Origin of the sequence: Thalassovita mediterranea (genome assembly GCA_019448215.1) — a bacterium.
In the GTDB taxonomy this organism is placed as follows: Bacteria; Pseudomonadota; Alphaproteobacteria; order Caulobacterales; family Hyphomonadaceae; genus Henriciella.
On record CP080408.1, the window covers coordinates 403883 to 416774 of the forward strand.

Consider the following 12892-nt stretch of genomic DNA (forward strand, 5'->3'; position numbering starts at 1 on the left):
TCAACGTTTCCCAGAACGTCTGGCCGTTGAAATAATGTGCCACACCGCAATCAATTTTCGACCTCACGCTTGTGTACTCCAATATAATGTACATCTTAACTTCATGCAGACTTGAGTTACAATCCTAATGTCTAAAATCGATAGCAGCGATTATATCAGAGCGAGGCGCGCCAAATCGGGTACTTCCTACTATGGCGATCCAGTCGTTCTGAAGGACAACTCGCGGTCTAAAGTTACGTTCGTTCCCTTCTTTATTCCACATTCAGATCACCAAGAACTGGCTGGAAAAATAGTCACGTGGCGTAAACAGAAAGTCGGACCAAAGCTCATTGAGGAAAAGTCCGTGTCGCTCTCAGGGCAAGAAACGCTCAGCTTGCTTAAAGCACTGAAGGCACATCTTGCTATTTCAGAGAGCCCGGAAGTCGAAGGCGATTATATTTTAATAAAAGTAAGTGGACAGACGATCGAGACCGAACTTGGTGGACATGATCCAAAGACAGTTGCTGCGGCGATTACCAACGTACTTGGGCAGCCGGAAATTGTAGCTCATTTGAGGGACGCCGAACTTTCCTCCGAATTATGCGATGCCTTCAGAAGCGCCATTCGTGTTCGAGAAATTGAAACAGCAGTCGAAAAACTGCGGACCATGCTTTCGGAAGGCGAAGTCGCTGAAAATGCTTATCAACGGTGGTGCGATGATCACTTTTGGGCACTGGGTCCCGCAAAACGAATAACAGATATCACACGCAGCATATCGATATCTGATCAGGTGGATAAGCTTCTGCCCGATATATCTTCCGGGCTGTCCGACATAGTGGAGTTGAAGCGCCCCGATATGGATGTTCTGAAGTACGATGGCTCGCACCGGAACTACTATTTCTCTTCGGATACTTCGAAAGCGATTGGACAATGCCATCGATATCTTGACGTATTACATGAGGCAGCTGCTCAAGGATTACGTGATCATCCCGAGATCGTAGCTTATCACCCTCGAGCTACAATAATAATTGGTCGCTCACTCGATTGGAACGATGAAAAAACGAGGTGTCTTCATGGCCTCAATCAACGACTTAGAAGTATTAAAGTAATGACATACGATCATTTGTTGGCCCAAAGCGAAGCCATTTTGGATGTAGTGCTCCCTAGTTCAGAAATAAATTTGGACGACTCTTGCCAATTAGCTTCTGACTTTGAGGAGGAGATTCCATTCTAGCAATCTGGCTAATGGTGTCGCCCCCTTAGTAACTCCTTCTCGAACAATCCATCCCCCTCCCCACGCGCCCGTCTATAACGCTCCCGCATGGAGCTGAGCTGGGCGATCATATGGAGCTGTCTGATGCGGGTGCCGGTGCGGCACTGGCGGACGCTGTTTCATTATCTGGGCCGGCTGAGCGCCACTTTTGACGAAGCGAGGGCCGACGGCCGCAGCTGGGTAAACTGGCATGTGCGCGAGGATGGCGTCATCTGGGTCTCGGCATGGGAACTGACAGAAGCCGAGACCCAGCGCGCCGCGCTGCCCGCCGCCTCTACCCCAACCCCCTGGACACGCCCCGCCTTGCAGCTTGAGCCTGCCTGGACCGCGCTCACCCTATGCACCGCGCCTACACCGCCGCTGCACCAGGGGCACACCGCCCTCACACCAGAGCGACACCCCACCAAAACCACCGCCCGCGCCCCGCCGATCCACCAATATCCGCTCATCCCGGCGAAGGCCGGGATCTCGTGCAACAAATCCTGACACCCGCACTCCGCCCAAGGGAGCCTGCGGGCGTTGGTGCTGGCTGGATGCGCAAACTCATTCCCCTCTCCTTGGGGAGAGGGGCCAGGGGTGAGGGGAAGCAGAAGCCGTATCAGGAACTGAAGCGGCAGCGATGCTCATGTTTCATCACTGCAAGCCGCGCCGCCTGACGAGAGGCCGCTCCCCCTCATCCCCGACCCTTCTCCCAAGGGAGAAGGGAGAAGGCATCAGCCCTCTTCCACAAAAGCCCCCCGCGTCCGGTTCGCGAACGCAACGAGAGACAGCATCACCGGCACTTCCACCAGCACACCCACCACGGTCGCGAGCGCCGCGCCGGAGTTAAGCCCAAACAGAGAGATCGCCACAGCGACCGCCAGCTCAAAGAAGTTCGACGTCCCGATCAGCGCGCAGGGCGCGGCGACATTGTGCGGGACTTTCAGCGCATAGGCCGCGCCATAGGCCACCGCGAACATGCCATAGGACTGGATCAGGATCGGCACGGCAATGAGGGCAATGACCAGCGGCTGGGAGAGGATCACCTCCCCCTGAAACCCGAAAAGGAGAACCACGGTCAGCAAAAGGCCTAGCACCGAGGCAGGCTTCACCCGCTCGATGAAACCATTGACGGCAGCCTCACCACCTCGCGCCTTCAGCATCTGGCGCACCGTGATCCCCGCCACCAGCGGCACGACGACATAGAGCGCGACTGACAGCAGCAGCGTCTCCCACGGCACGATGATGTCGGTAATGCCCAGAAGGAACGCCACAATCGGCGCGAAGGCGACGACCATGATCGCGTCATTCACGCTGACCTGGACGAGGGTGTAGTTCGGCTCTCCGCGCGTCAGCTGTGACCAGATGAAGACCATCGCCGTACAGGGCGCCGCGCCGAGCAGGATCAGCCCTGCGATATACCCTGCAGCATCCGCCTCCGGGATGAAGCCAGCGAACACATAACGAAAGAAGAGAACGCCCAGCGCCGCCATGGTGAAAGGCTTGATCAGCCAGTTCACCACCAGCGTAATGAGAAGGCCCTTCGGCTTCTCCCCCACGCGGGCGAGCGATGAGAAGTCCACCCCGATCATCATGGGCCAGACCATCGCCCAGATCAGGATAGCGACCGCGAAGTTCACATTGGCATATTCAAACCCCGCCAGCGCGCCGAAGACCCCCGGCAGCAACTGGCCAAGCCCGATCCCGACCACGATGGCAAGCGCGACCCAGACCGACAGATATCGCTCAAAAGTACCCATGGAGTTTCCCCGTCTTTGTCGGCTGGCGTATTATGAGTTCACTGGGGAAGACGGCGCACAGCAAAGCGCACGCTCGGCCGCCGCCTGAACACTGCTCGCAACGCATGGCTCACCGGCGCAGCAATCTTCCATCAGGTAGACGATGAGGTCGCTGACTTTGTCGAAACAGGCAGAATAGATGATGGAGCGCCCCTCACGCCGGCTCTCGATCAGGCCCGCCTGCTGAAGCAGGTTCAGCTGCGCCGACAGCGTATTGGGCGCGCGGCCCGCACGTTCTGCGATGAGGCCAGCGGCCAGCCCGTCCGGCCCTGCCTTAACCAGCAGCCGGAACACCTCCAGCCGCCCCTCCTGAGAGAGGGCCGAGAATGCGAGCAGAGCAGTCTTGGTTTCCATATTTCCACAATCGTTGAAATATGGAAGCGCGTCAATCGGGCTTCGGTGGATCGATAAGGCAGGCCGCTCGCAAGAACGCCCTTGATCCCTGTCCGGCCTTGCTCAAACTGCGCGTCATGACCGAGCTTGCCGACGCCCTCCTGCCGCTCCTCGAGGCACAGCTCTCCGAAGGGCCCGCGCCGCGCCTCGTCTTCATCTCCGGCGCGCAGGGGATCGGCAAGTCGACGGCGCTACGTTCTGCGCTCGAGGTGCTCGGCCCCCGCGCCATCGGCCTCGGCATTGACGACTTCTATCTGCCAAAGGCTGAGCGCGCGCGGCTCGCTGCTGAGGTCCACCCGCTGTTCGCCACGCGCGGCCCTCCCGGCACGCATGACCTCCCGCTCCTCATGGAGACGCTCACCGCGCTCAAGGCCGCCCAGCCCGGCACCAAGATATCCCTGCCCCGATTCTCCAAGCGGGATGATGACCGCGTCGAGCCAGTTGTGCTCACGCTAGAGGACCGCCCCAGCCTCATCATCCTCGAAGGCTGGCTCATAGGCGTCGCGACTGATCCGTCAGCCCCATCGGATGCGCCGCTCAATAGCATCGAGGACGAAGACCCCTCTGGCGCATGGCGGCAATATCAGGAGGCGCAACTCGCCGGCCCCTATGCCCGCCTCTGGGATATGGCCGATAGCTTTATCTACCTCGACGCGCCCGGCTTCGAGACGGTCCTCGGCTGGCGCCTGCAGCAGGAGGCAGACAACCTCGGCAAGGCGCCCGGCACACTGAGTGAGGCAGAGACCCGATGGGTCGAACGCTTCATCCAGCACTATGAGCGCCTTACAGAGCGCCTCCTTTCGGGGCAGCGGCGGCCGGGAGAGGTTCTCAAGCTTCGCCGCGACCGGACCGTCGCCGGGCGCGCGTGAGGTCAGAGGAACAGTTTTATCCGTCCCCCTCCCTGTCGGCGCGTGCATAATGCCCATCATGCCTAGCTGCTGTTGCTGGTCCTGCCCCTGATGCGTTCGGTCTCTTCTCGCCACGCACTGAATATACACGCGTAAATTGTACGCCTGTTGGAACACACGACCGCCCGGTTCATTGAAATTGCAGACTTAGCCAGCCGGAGCAGCCCCATGGACCCCATCCTTCTCGATCAGCAGAGCGACCTCGTCCGCGTGCTCATCTCTGCACCGATCATGTATCTCACCATCGTTCTCGCGATCCGGCTTTCAGGAAAGCGGGCAACCTCGCAGATGAATAACTTCGACTGGATCGTGACCGTGGCGATCGGTTCTCTGGTCGGTTCCGGCATCGTTCTCAAGGGCGTGACCGTACTGGAATCAGTCGCCGCCATCGTGATGCTCCTGATCCTGCAATGGGTGCTGACCAAGTCTGTGCTGCACAGCAAATTCCTGTCGAAACTGGTCAAGGCGAAGCCGGTTGTCCTGCTTGGCAATGGCGTCTTCCGCGAAGACGCCATGCGCAAGGAGCGGGTCACCAAGCGCGAAGTCATGTCCGCCATCCGCCAGAACGGCCTTGTCGATCCTGACCAGGTCCAGTGGGTTATCCTCGAGACGAACGCGTCCTTCAGCGTCGTCGCCAAAGGCGCGAATGAAAAGCAGATCCGCGCTCTGGAGGATGTCGACGGCATTGATGTCGTGCCTCAGGTAGAACGCGCGCAAACCTCCTGACGCGCGCCTGATCTCCCGAACGTCTTGACTAGTTTGACGCCATACTATACTTGTATGGCATCAAACTAAATGGAGACGGGGATGGTTACGCGCCGGAATGTTCTGATGCTGATTGGGGGTGGCACCGTTCTCGCCGCCGGAAGCGTGGGCGGCTTCGTCCTGGCCAACGGGCCGTCCAGTGAGGCGCGGCGTCCCTGGCGTGAAGCCGGGCGGTATGACGATTTCCGCAAGCGCACGCTGTCCTACGCCTTGCTGGCGCCCAACCCGCACAATCTCCAGCCCTGGAAGGTCGCGCTGGTCGGCGATGATGCCCTCACTTTCTATCCAGATCCTGAGCGCAGACTGCCCGCGACCGACCCGTTCGATCGCCAGATCACCATCGGGTGCGGCGCTTTCCTCGAACTCCTCCGCCTCGCCGCCGCTGAAGAGGGCTACGCCGCCGAAATCGACCTCTTTCCCGAAGGCAGCGACATGTCCTCGCTCGCCAGCGCGCCGATTGCCCATGTCCGTTTCCTCCCCGGACAGGCGACCCCCGACCCGCTATTTGCACAGGTGCTCAAGAGACGCTCCAACAAGGAGGTCTATGCGCAAAAAGACGTTGAGCCGGAGAAGCTGGGCGCGCTTGTGCAGGCGGGCACCACCTATGGCCAACGGGTCGGGGCGACCGGCAATACAGCGCTTACGGCCAAACTGCGCGAGCTCACCTGGCAGGCCCACAAGCTGGAAGTCACGACAGACTACACCAATCAGGAATCAGTCGACCTCATGCGGATCGGCGCCCGCGAAGTGCGCGAGAACCCCGATGGCATTGAGCTTGAAGGCCCGATGATTGCCGCTGGCAAGCTCCTCGGCATGGTCAACCGCGACAGCCTCGCCGATCCGACGTCTGCAGGTTTCCAGCAGGGGCTTGCCATGTATGAAGCCATGGCTATGTCAGCGCGCGGCTTTCTCTGGCTGAGCAATGATGACACTTCGCGCCAAGAACAGATCAATGCCGGGCGTGCGTATGTCCGTCTCAATCTGAAAGCGACCGAGCTTGGCCTCGGCATTCATCCCTGGAGCCAGTCCCTGCAGGAATATCCGGAGATGGCGGAGCTGTATGAAGAGGTGCACGCCCTCATCGGTGAAGGAAAAAGACTACAGATGCTGGTCCGGGTTGGGTATGGTCCCGAAGTGATCGCGACTCCGAGAAGAGGATTGAACGCCCACCTTGTCTGACACCCCGCCCGAACAGCTCGCCGCCCTGCCCGATGAGGCCGTGTTTTTCCGCCTGTTCAACGAAATAGGCATCATCCAGCAGCTGGCAACGAGCGCGTTTGAGAAAATCCTCCCATACGGGCTCACCCAGGCGCAGTTCAACATACTGAACCATTGTGTGCGGCTCGGCGACGACAAGACACCTGCCCAGCTTGCAGAGGCCTTTCAGGTCACGCGCGGAACGATGACGTCGACCCTCGCGCGGCTGGAGCAGAAAGGTTTCATCCGTGTTGAACCAAGCGAGACAGATGGCCGCTCGAAACGCGTCTTTCTGACAGAGAGCGGGAGGCAGGCGCGTGAAGAGGGGCTCAAGCAAGCCGCGCCGCTTCTTAACCGGACGCGCGAGGCGATGAGCCGCGAAAAGGCGGAAGGCCTGATTGGTCCCTTGTCAGAGCTTCGCGCCTGGATGGATGCTGATCGCGACAGAGAAGACTAGGCTGCCGTCACAAGCCCTTCGAGCAGGCTGGCATCGCCTGCAAGATCCCGCACCATGACGCGGGACTGGTCTTGTGGCCCCGGAAAGGTGAGGCGCCCGCGCGGGGTCACTTCGAAACCGATCCGTCCAAAATAGGCCGGCGCACCGATCAGCACGGCTGCGGGCCAGCCAGCTGCCTTGCCAGCTTCAAGCGCCGCTTCCGTCAGCTGAAGGCCAAGTTCTGAGCCTCGCCAGGCTGGCGAGACAGCAACAGGTCCGTAGAACAACGCCTTGTCGCCCCGCGCGCCAACCTTGAGCGGCCAGACACGGCAGACGCCAACGACCGTGTCGCGGTCGACCACGGCCACGCGGTTGATCTCTGGCAGCGTCCACGAATATTCGCGCAGCCGCTCTGCGGTCTTGGCGAAGTGGCCAGGCCCGAAGGTGCGGTCGAACAGGTCTTCTATCGCCTCGGCATGCTGGGCGGGCGTCTCAGGGAGGATCTCTATCATTTCGCGGCTGTGTAGGGCGCGCGGCCAGAGCTTGCAAACGCCAAATCAGCGATGCCCCGGCCAGCCAGCAAGCAGCCCGCGGATCGATGAGACGAAGGCGAGCGGCTGGTCGAGCATCACATGGTGATAGGCCTCCGGCACCGTGATCATCGGCACGGGCGGGTCCTGAAGCGAGCTCATATAATTCGCGACCCGGTCCGGCACGAGGTCTGACAGCCCGCCTCGCATGAAGACGATGGGACAGCGCGTTTCCATCGCGGTCAGGTCGACATCATTCCACTCATCCATCAGCGAGTTGAAGATGAAGGGATCGAACTTCCAGGAATAGCCTTCCTCGCCATCCTCACCCGTCATCTCCTTGATGCTGTGACGGGCGATATAGTCGACGATGTAATCGTTTTCACAAGGCTGCGGCGGGGCGAGACGGAAGCGCGCCAGTGCCTCATTGAAGCTTGGATAGATGCGGTTTGCCCGCGTGCGGCGGGGCGGACGTGGACGTTCCTCGCCCGGCGGCTCGATATGGCTATCGACGATGACCGCGCCGGCAAATCTGTCCCCGCCTTCGCTGATCGTGGTATAAAGCGAGATGATCCCGCCAAAGCTGTGCGAGACGATGATCGGCTTCTCGGCATGGTCGAACAGGCCTGCATGTTCGCAGACGGCATGCTGTTCGCGGCTGAACAGCGGGAAGCTGTAAGCCTTGCGCCAGTCGCTATCGCCCATGCCTGAGAAAGTTGGGGCAACGACGTGATAGTCGGCCGCGAGGAAGGGCGCGATAAAGTCCCACCAGCGGGCATGCGCACCATTTCCGTGGGCGAGTAGCAGGCCGGGCTTGGACGGGTCACCCCAGCTTCGATAGGCGATCCTGGCGCCATCGACTTCGACGCTGGCCTCGCGGGCCTCCTGCGCGATGGCCCAGTTGAACCAATCCGGCGCGGCTGGCTTCTCGCCGCCATAGCGGGCGAGCGTCATGTCTTCTTCCTTGGGCGCGGGATGTACGTCTGGCGCCTTGTTCGGCAGGTTGCCGTCACTCATGAGCTGTCTCCTGCCTATCCGCGCCGCTCTATGACCTTGAAGATACCGCTGCCGGTGAGAAGCGTGCGCTCTCCGGTCCAGATGCGGCCTTCGACGGTATAGACGTTCGCTTCCTCGGCCACGATGCTGGCCTTGCCCTCGACGAACTCGCCATGCTTGGCGCCGGACAGGAAGTCACAAAGAAGACGGATGGTGACCCACCAGCTATCCTCGTCGCTTTCGACCGCTGCGCCCCAGGCCATGTCAGCGAAGGTCATCAGCATGCCGCCATGGGCGTTCATCATGCCATTGGTGTGATGCTCCTCGACCCGGAAGGCGCAGGTGATGCCATCTGGTCCGCGCTTTTCGAAGAGCGGGCCGATCTGGCGACCAAAGCCCCTGTGCCATGGCAGGAGCTGGTAGCCTTCAGGAAGATCGAATGTCTGGGAACGGTCTAGATCGTCTGTCATTTCGAATGCGGTGTGCCGTAAGCCGCCGGGGCCAACAAGTCCTCACCCAGCGGGAGGCGCGAGGCTGGCGAGAAAGGTGATCATGCTGTTGGCCGCGATATGCGCGAGGATCGGCACGAGCATGGACCCGCTCTTCAGTCGCAGCCACGCAAACCCCATCCCCGCAACGAAGACAACGATGAGGGCCGGGATGCTGTATTGAAGGTGCAGGAAGGTGAAGGCGGCAGAGGACAGCGCCATTGCCATGATGGGAGGCACGCCCCGGACAACGAGCGCGCCCAGCGCAACGCCGCGAAAGGTCACTTCCTCAAGGATGGGGGCCAGTACGAGCGCGAAGATGAGGTAGGCGATGCCCCAGTTCTCGCGCGCGAAGAAGCTGGTATCGACGTCACGTGAATACTCCCAGCCCTGCTCACCGCCTGCGATGAGGGCCGCGATCAGGTTCGGTGCGATCAGGATGACCGGGCCGAGAAGGATGGAGGCGACGATCCAGTTCTGCGAAGCGCGCATGGAGCCAGCGAAGGCCCCTGCGCCCATACGCTCACTCCAGATGCTCAGGATCGCAAAATGGACGAGATGGATCGCCGCAAGCGCTGTCCAGAGAAGGCCGATGGCTTCAGTGGTTCTATCGGTCCCGTTGATGACCTGATTGAAGCCCGGCCAGGCAAGGCCGATCAGGAAGGCGCCGAGCACGGGGAACAGGAAGGGCGCACACAGCGTCCAGAACGCAGCCGTGAACGGCTCACGGCCCAGCGCTTCGGGCGTGTTGTAGGGCTTCGATTCCATCAGCCCGGACTAGACCGTAAGGCCTGCCTTGGAAAGCGCTTCGGACTGGCGGGCAGCGACCGCGTCTTCGCTGAACCCTTCGAGGCTTTCCTCGAACAGGCGGTGGTAGTTCACCTCAGCGCCAAGCCGGATATAGGCCGCGCCAAGCCCGATCGCGGCACGGTCCATGAAGACGAACTCACGCGGGATGGTGACAGGGCCAGCCTCTTTCAGGCGCTTACGAACTTCGAAGGCCTGCTTGCGGCCATACTCGCCGGGTGCGACGCCGTCAGCGACACTGCGCACCCGGTCTTCCAGAAGCGGGCCGTAGATGAACTTTGCCCAGATGTTCAGTATCTCGACGAGGTCCTTGTTGAGGTTCTTGAAGCCCCACTTTTCATAGGCCGCATAGGTCGCGTCAAAATCATCCGCCCGGATGGCGCGGTAGAGGTCGACAACGCCGCCAACGAAGTTTGGCGGGAAGATACGGATGCAGCCAAAGTCGAGCAGATTGAGCCCCTCGCCGCCATCAGTGACCTGGTAGTTGCCAAGATGCGGGTCGCCGTGGATGACGGCATAGCGCAGCATGGGCAGCCACCACGTCCAGTAGAGGCGCTTGGCGATGCCATTGCGCACCTCTTGCGGCGCATCCTGCCAAGCAGTCAGCGGATCGCCGGTCACCCACTCCATGGTAAGGAGGCGGTCAGTAGATAGCTCATCCACGGGCTGGGGGATGTGGACGAAATCTTTCTCCTCAAGCATGTGGCGATAGAGGTTCATCGCCTTGCGCTCTCGCTTGTAATCGAGCTCTTCGCGGAGGCGATCAGAGATTTCGACGACGATCTCCTCAGGATCGATGGAGCCATCGAGGCGGCGGAACATGCCGAGCAGACTTTTTAGTTGGCCGACATCGCTTTCAACCGCGCTCGCCATGTCCGGGTATTGAAGTTTGCAGGCGACCTCGCGGCCGTCCGGCAATGTCGCGCGGTGCACCTGCCCCAGCGAGGCCGCATGGGCCGCTTCCTGACCGAAGCTTGCAAACTTGTCCTGCCAGTCGGGCCCGAGCTCGGCGCGCATGCGGCGCTTTACGAAAGCCCAGCCCATGGGCGGGGCCTGCGCCTGAAGCTGCGACAGCTCATCTGCGTATTCCTGCGGCAGGAAATCAGGAATGGTCGACAGGATCTGCGCGACCTTCATCAGCGGTCCCTTGGTCTTGCCAAGGGCGGAGGCGAGTGCGCGGGCGGTGCGCTCATCGCCTTCATCGCCGCCAAAGAAACGGTTCGCCGCAAAGGCGACGCCAGCGCCAGACAGGTTGGAGCCGACCTGCGCGGTCCGCCTCAGCCGGGCGCTGAACCTGTTACGCTCTTTGTCTTTATCGTCTGCCATGCGCAGGCATTTAAGCCGGAGGCTGGTGCAAGCAACGCCGCCAGATGCGGCGCTTTGCCTACCAAGTGCCGATGTTCTCGGCGCTGGCCCATGGCTCTTTCGGCGGAAGGGGATCGCCCTTCTGCAGAAGCTCGACCGAGATACCGTCCGGCGAGCGCACAAAGCACATGCGGCCGTCGCGGGGCGGGCGGTTGATCGTCACGCCAAGGTTCTGAAAGCGCTCAGTGGCGGCGTAGATGTCATCGACCTTATAGGCGAGATGACCGAAATTGCGGCCGCCTTCCAATTCTTCAGGGTCCCAGTTGTGGGTCAGTTCGATCATAGGAAGACCGGGCGGCAGACCCGTCTCGTTCGGGTCCGGCTTGTGACGGGCAATGTCTTCTGGCGAAGCAAGGAAGACGAGCGTGAAACGGCCCGCTTCATTGTCGACCCGGCGGATTTCCTTCAGGCCGAGGCCGTCGCAGAAGAATTTCAGCGCCGCGTCAACGTCGCTGATCCGGATCATGGTGTGGAGGTATTCAACACTCATTCGTCTTTTCCTTCGAGGCGGCGGATTTCAGATTTCAATGAAGGCGGGGCATTGCGGTAATAGTGCGAGGTCACCGCGTAGAGAAACAGGACGACCGCGCCCATGACGAACATGAAGGTCATGAACACGTTGAACATATAGCCCCGTTCCATGGGGCCGGGGACGGAGCCGCCAAGGCGCCACATGAAGTCCCACAGACTGTTGAACCCCATGATGAGGAGCGGCAGCGCGAGAAGGCTGACCAGTGCTGCGCCCCAGCGATAGGAGGCGGCCAGCGGTGCTTCGCTGCGGATGAAGATTTCCTTGAAATCTTCTTGGGAAACGCGGTCGGAAAGTAGCTTCTTCTCGCGCATCGAGTCGTAGACCGCTTTCGAGAAAGTCGGCAGCTCACGCCACTTCATCAGAATCCAGATTCCCCACAGCCCGAGTGCGACGAACATCATCGCGTAAAATGTAAGGTATCCCATGTCTCTTCCATTGGCCGGGCGCCTTGCCTGCCGCGAGACCAGTGAGGAGGCCTCAGGCGGCGTGTGCGCGCTCAAATGTCAGCATGGCGCGCTTTCGCGCCACACCCCAATGGTAATTATGTAACCGCCCATCTGACGCAAGGGCGCGATGGCAGGGAATAAGCCACGATATTGTGTTCGCCCCGATTGCAGTTCCCGCAGCCCGCGCTGCCTTTGGCTGGCCTGCGGCAGCGGCGACCTCGCCATAGGTGCGTGTCTCGCCCGGTGGGATATCGAGAAGCGCCCGCCAGATTTGACGGCGGAAGGGTGTGCCATAGAGCGCGACGGGCACAGGCTCTGTGCCCTCGAAGATGCGCGTCGCCCAGCGGGCCGCCTCGCCATTGTCTTCGCGGATGGAGGCATTGGGGTAGCGGCTGGCGAAGTCCTCTTTTACAGCCCGCTTGCCGTAGCCCGGATGCTCAAAACCGGATTTCGCATCCGCCCCGTCATCGGCAAAGCCAAGCCCGCAAAGGCCGCGCGGCGAAATGACGAGGATGGCTGTTCCGAAAGGCGTTTCGGCCTCTCCCATGACAAGGTCCGCGCCCTGCCCGCCTGTCTTTGCTTCGCCGGGCGTGAGGCCCTCATGCGCGATGAACAGGTCATGCAGGCGGGATGGGCCCGAGAGGCCCGTCTCATACGATGCGTCCAGCAGGCTCGCACCCTGACGCAGGAGGTCGCCTGCCTCAGCATGAGCAAGAGCGGCCTGATACTGCTTGGGACTGATACCGGCCCAGCGGGTGAATTCGCGCTGGAAGTGGTGTGGCGAGAGACCGACGGCCCGCGCGCACTCAGCGAGGTCCGGCCAGTCGCGCCAGGTGTCACCGAGGTGCGAGAGCGCGTCGGCCATGCGGCCATAGGCGACCGAGCGTTCGGAAAGCGAGGAAGCAGTGTTCGTCATGGGCAGAGTTTGCCGCGCCCGGCGGGCCGCTGCCACCCGTTTCTTGCGCATCACCCGCGCCCCACATGAAAAAGGCCCCGCCA

The 12892-nt window shown here is 60.9% G+C and carries 16 protein-coding genes; 6 read left to right on the forward strand and 10 right to left on the reverse strand.

Going from position 1 to position 12892, the window contains the following annotated elements:
* The first annotated feature begins 127 nt into the window (after positions 1-127).
* Both KUV46_01965 and KUV46_01970 read left to right on the forward strand, forming a co-directional pair.
* Positions 128-1213: a DUF4263 domain-containing protein gene (locus KUV46_01965; GenBank protein ID QYJ01170.1), complete on the forward strand. Its 1086-nt coding sequence runs from the start codon at positions 128-130 to the stop codon at positions 1211-1213.
* 123 nt (positions 1214-1336) lie between these two features.
* Positions 1337-1738 carry a hypothetical protein gene (locus tag KUV46_01970; GenBank protein ID QYJ01171.1) on the forward strand — a complete coding sequence of 134 codons (402 nt, stop codon included), beginning with the start codon at positions 1337-1339 and terminating at the stop codon, positions 1736-1738.
* A gap of 227 nt (positions 1739-1965) precedes the next feature.
* On the opposite strand, the gene arsB is transcribed toward KUV46_01970, so the two are convergent.
* Both arsB and KUV46_01980 read right to left on the reverse strand, forming a co-directional pair.
* Positions 1966-2991 carry an ACR3 family arsenite efflux transporter gene (arsB, locus tag KUV46_01975; protein QYJ01172.1) on the reverse strand — a complete coding sequence of 342 codons (1026 nt, stop codon included), beginning with the start codon at positions 2989-2991 and terminating at the stop codon, positions 1966-1968.
* A 30-nt stretch (positions 2992-3021) separates the two neighbouring features.
* Entirely contained in the window at positions 3022-3384 is a 363-nt protein-coding gene (locus tag KUV46_01980) for a metalloregulator ArsR/SmtB family transcription factor (GenBank protein QYJ01173.1), read from the reverse strand.
* Positions 3385-3500: 116 nt separating this feature from the next.
* Between KUV46_01980 and KUV46_01985 the strand changes: the two genes are divergently transcribed.
* From KUV46_01985 to KUV46_02000, 4 genes are all read left to right on the forward strand, one after another.
* Complete coding sequence (locus KUV46_01985) at positions 3501-4292, forward strand: hypothetical protein (protein QYJ01174.1); 792 nt, start codon at positions 3501-3503, stop codon at positions 4290-4292.
* 207 nt (positions 4293-4499) lie between these two features.
* Positions 4500-5057 (forward strand): DUF421 domain-containing protein, encoded by a 558-nt coding sequence (locus tag KUV46_01990; protein ID QYJ01175.1) that lies wholly within the window; start codon positions 4500-4502, stop codon positions 5055-5057.
* Between the two features lie 81 nt (positions 5058-5138).
* Positions 5139-6275 carry a twin-arginine translocation pathway signal protein gene (locus KUV46_01995; GenBank protein ID QYJ01176.1) on the forward strand — a complete coding sequence of 379 codons (1137 nt, stop codon included), beginning with the start codon at positions 5139-5141 and terminating at the stop codon, positions 6273-6275.
* Positions 6268-6750: a MarR family transcriptional regulator gene (locus KUV46_02000; protein ID QYJ01177.1), complete on the forward strand. Its 483-nt coding sequence runs from the start codon at positions 6268-6270 to the stop codon at positions 6748-6750. Before KUV46_01995 ends, KUV46_02000 begins: the two co-directional genes overlap by 8 nt.
* On the opposite strand, the gene KUV46_02005 is transcribed toward KUV46_02000, so the two are convergent.
* From KUV46_02005 to KUV46_02040, 8 genes are read right to left on the reverse strand one after another with little or no spacing between them, the layout of a single operon-like run.
* On the reverse strand, positions 6747-7241 hold the full coding sequence (locus KUV46_02005; protein QYJ01178.1) for an N-acetyltransferase: 495 nt from the start codon (positions 7239-7241) through the stop codon (positions 6747-6749). The two genes, KUV46_02000 and KUV46_02005, sit on opposite strands and share 4 nt — an antisense overlap.
* 45 nt (positions 7242-7286) lie before the next feature.
* Positions 7287-8276 (reverse strand): alpha/beta hydrolase, encoded by a 990-nt coding sequence (locus tag KUV46_02010; GenBank protein QYJ01179.1) that lies wholly within the window; start codon positions 8274-8276, stop codon positions 7287-7289.
* 14 nt (positions 8277-8290) lie between these two features.
* Positions 8291-8725, reverse strand: coding sequence for a PaaI family thioesterase (locus KUV46_02015; protein ID QYJ01180.1), 435 nt, complete (start codon positions 8723-8725; stop codon positions 8291-8293).
* A gap of 42 nt (positions 8726-8767) precedes the next feature.
* Positions 8768-9511: a CPBP family intramembrane metalloprotease gene (locus tag KUV46_02020; protein ID QYJ01181.1), complete on the reverse strand. Its 744-nt coding sequence runs from the start codon at positions 9509-9511 to the stop codon at positions 8768-8770.
* Positions 9512-9520: 9 nt separating this feature from the next.
* Positions 9521-10876, reverse strand: a complete 1356-nt coding sequence (locus tag KUV46_02025; GenBank protein ID QYJ01182.1) for an AarF/ABC1/UbiB kinase family protein — start codon at positions 10874-10876, stop codon at positions 9521-9523.
* Positions 10877-10934: 58 nt separating this feature from the next.
* Entirely contained in the window at positions 10935-11405 is a 471-nt protein-coding gene (locus tag KUV46_02030; protein QYJ01183.1) for a VOC family protein, read from the reverse strand.
* The gene (locus KUV46_02035) at positions 11402-11872 is read right to left on the reverse strand and encodes a hypothetical protein (GenBank protein QYJ01184.1); all 471 of its coding nucleotides are present in this window, start codon (positions 11870-11872) and stop codon (positions 11402-11404) included. Before KUV46_02035 ends, KUV46_02030 begins: the two co-directional genes overlap by 4 nt.
* Positions 11873-11924: 52 nt before the next feature.
* A complete protein-coding gene (locus KUV46_02040) occupies positions 11925-12809 on the reverse strand; it encodes a bifunctional helix-turn-helix domain-containing protein/methylated-DNA--[protein]-cysteine S-methyltransferase (protein ID QYJ01185.1) in 885 nt (294 codons plus the stop codon).
* Between the last annotated feature and the right edge of the window lie 83 nt (positions 12810-12892).

What these genes read in the sequence shown, in the direction of transcription:
- KUV46_01965 (QYJ01170.1), top strand. Translation starts at nt 128, where the DNA reads ATGTCTAAAATCGATAGCAGCGATTATATCAGAGCGAGGCGCGCCAAA.
- KUV46_02040 (QYJ01185.1), bottom strand. Translation starts at nt 12,809, where the DNA reads ATGACGAACACTGCTTCCTCGCTTTCCGAACGCTCGGTCGCCTATGGC.
- KUV46_02020 (QYJ01181.1), bottom strand. Translation starts at nt 9,511, where the DNA reads ATGGAATCGAAGCCCTACAACACGCCCGAAGCGCTGGGCCGTGAGCCG.
- KUV46_02015 (QYJ01180.1), bottom strand. Translation starts at nt 8,725, where the DNA reads ATGACAGACGATCTAGACCGTTCCCAGACATTCGATCTTCCTGAAGGC.
- KUV46_02025 (QYJ01182.1), bottom strand. Translation starts at nt 10,876, where the DNA reads ATGGCAGACGATAAAGACAAAGAGCGTAACAGGTTCAGCGCCCGGCTG.
- KUV46_01990 (QYJ01175.1), top strand. Translation starts at nt 4,500, where the DNA reads ATGGACCCCATCCTTCTCGATCAGCAGAGCGACCTCGTCCGCGTGCTC.
- KUV46_01995 (QYJ01176.1), top strand. Translation starts at nt 5,139, where the DNA reads ATGGTTACGCGCCGGAATGTTCTGATGCTGATTGGGGGTGGCACCGTT.
- KUV46_02035 (QYJ01184.1), bottom strand. Translation starts at nt 11,872, where the DNA reads ATGGGATACCTTACATTTTACGCGATGATGTTCGTCGCACTCGGGCTG.
- arsB (QYJ01172.1), bottom strand. Translation starts at nt 2,991, where the DNA reads ATGGGTACTTTTGAGCGATATCTGTCGGTCTGGGTCGCGCTTGCCATC.
- KUV46_02030 (QYJ01183.1), bottom strand. Translation starts at nt 11,405, where the DNA reads ATGAGTGTTGAATACCTCCACACCATGATCCGGATCAGCGACGTTGAC.
- KUV46_01985 (QYJ01174.1), top strand. Translation starts at nt 3,501, where the DNA reads ATGACCGAGCTTGCCGACGCCCTCCTGCCGCTCCTCGAGGCACAGCTC.
- KUV46_01980 (QYJ01173.1), bottom strand. Translation starts at nt 3,384, where the DNA reads ATGGAAACCAAGACTGCTCTGCTCGCATTCTCGGCCCTCTCTCAGGAG.
- KUV46_02005 (QYJ01178.1), bottom strand. Translation starts at nt 7,241, where the DNA reads ATGATAGAGATCCTCCCTGAGACGCCCGCCCAGCATGCCGAGGCGATA.
- KUV46_02010 (QYJ01179.1), bottom strand. Translation starts at nt 8,276, where the DNA reads ATGAGTGACGGCAACCTGCCGAACAAGGCGCCAGACGTACATCCCGCG.
- KUV46_01970 (QYJ01171.1), top strand. Translation starts at nt 1,337, where the DNA reads ATGCGGGTGCCGGTGCGGCACTGGCGGACGCTGTTTCATTATCTGGGC.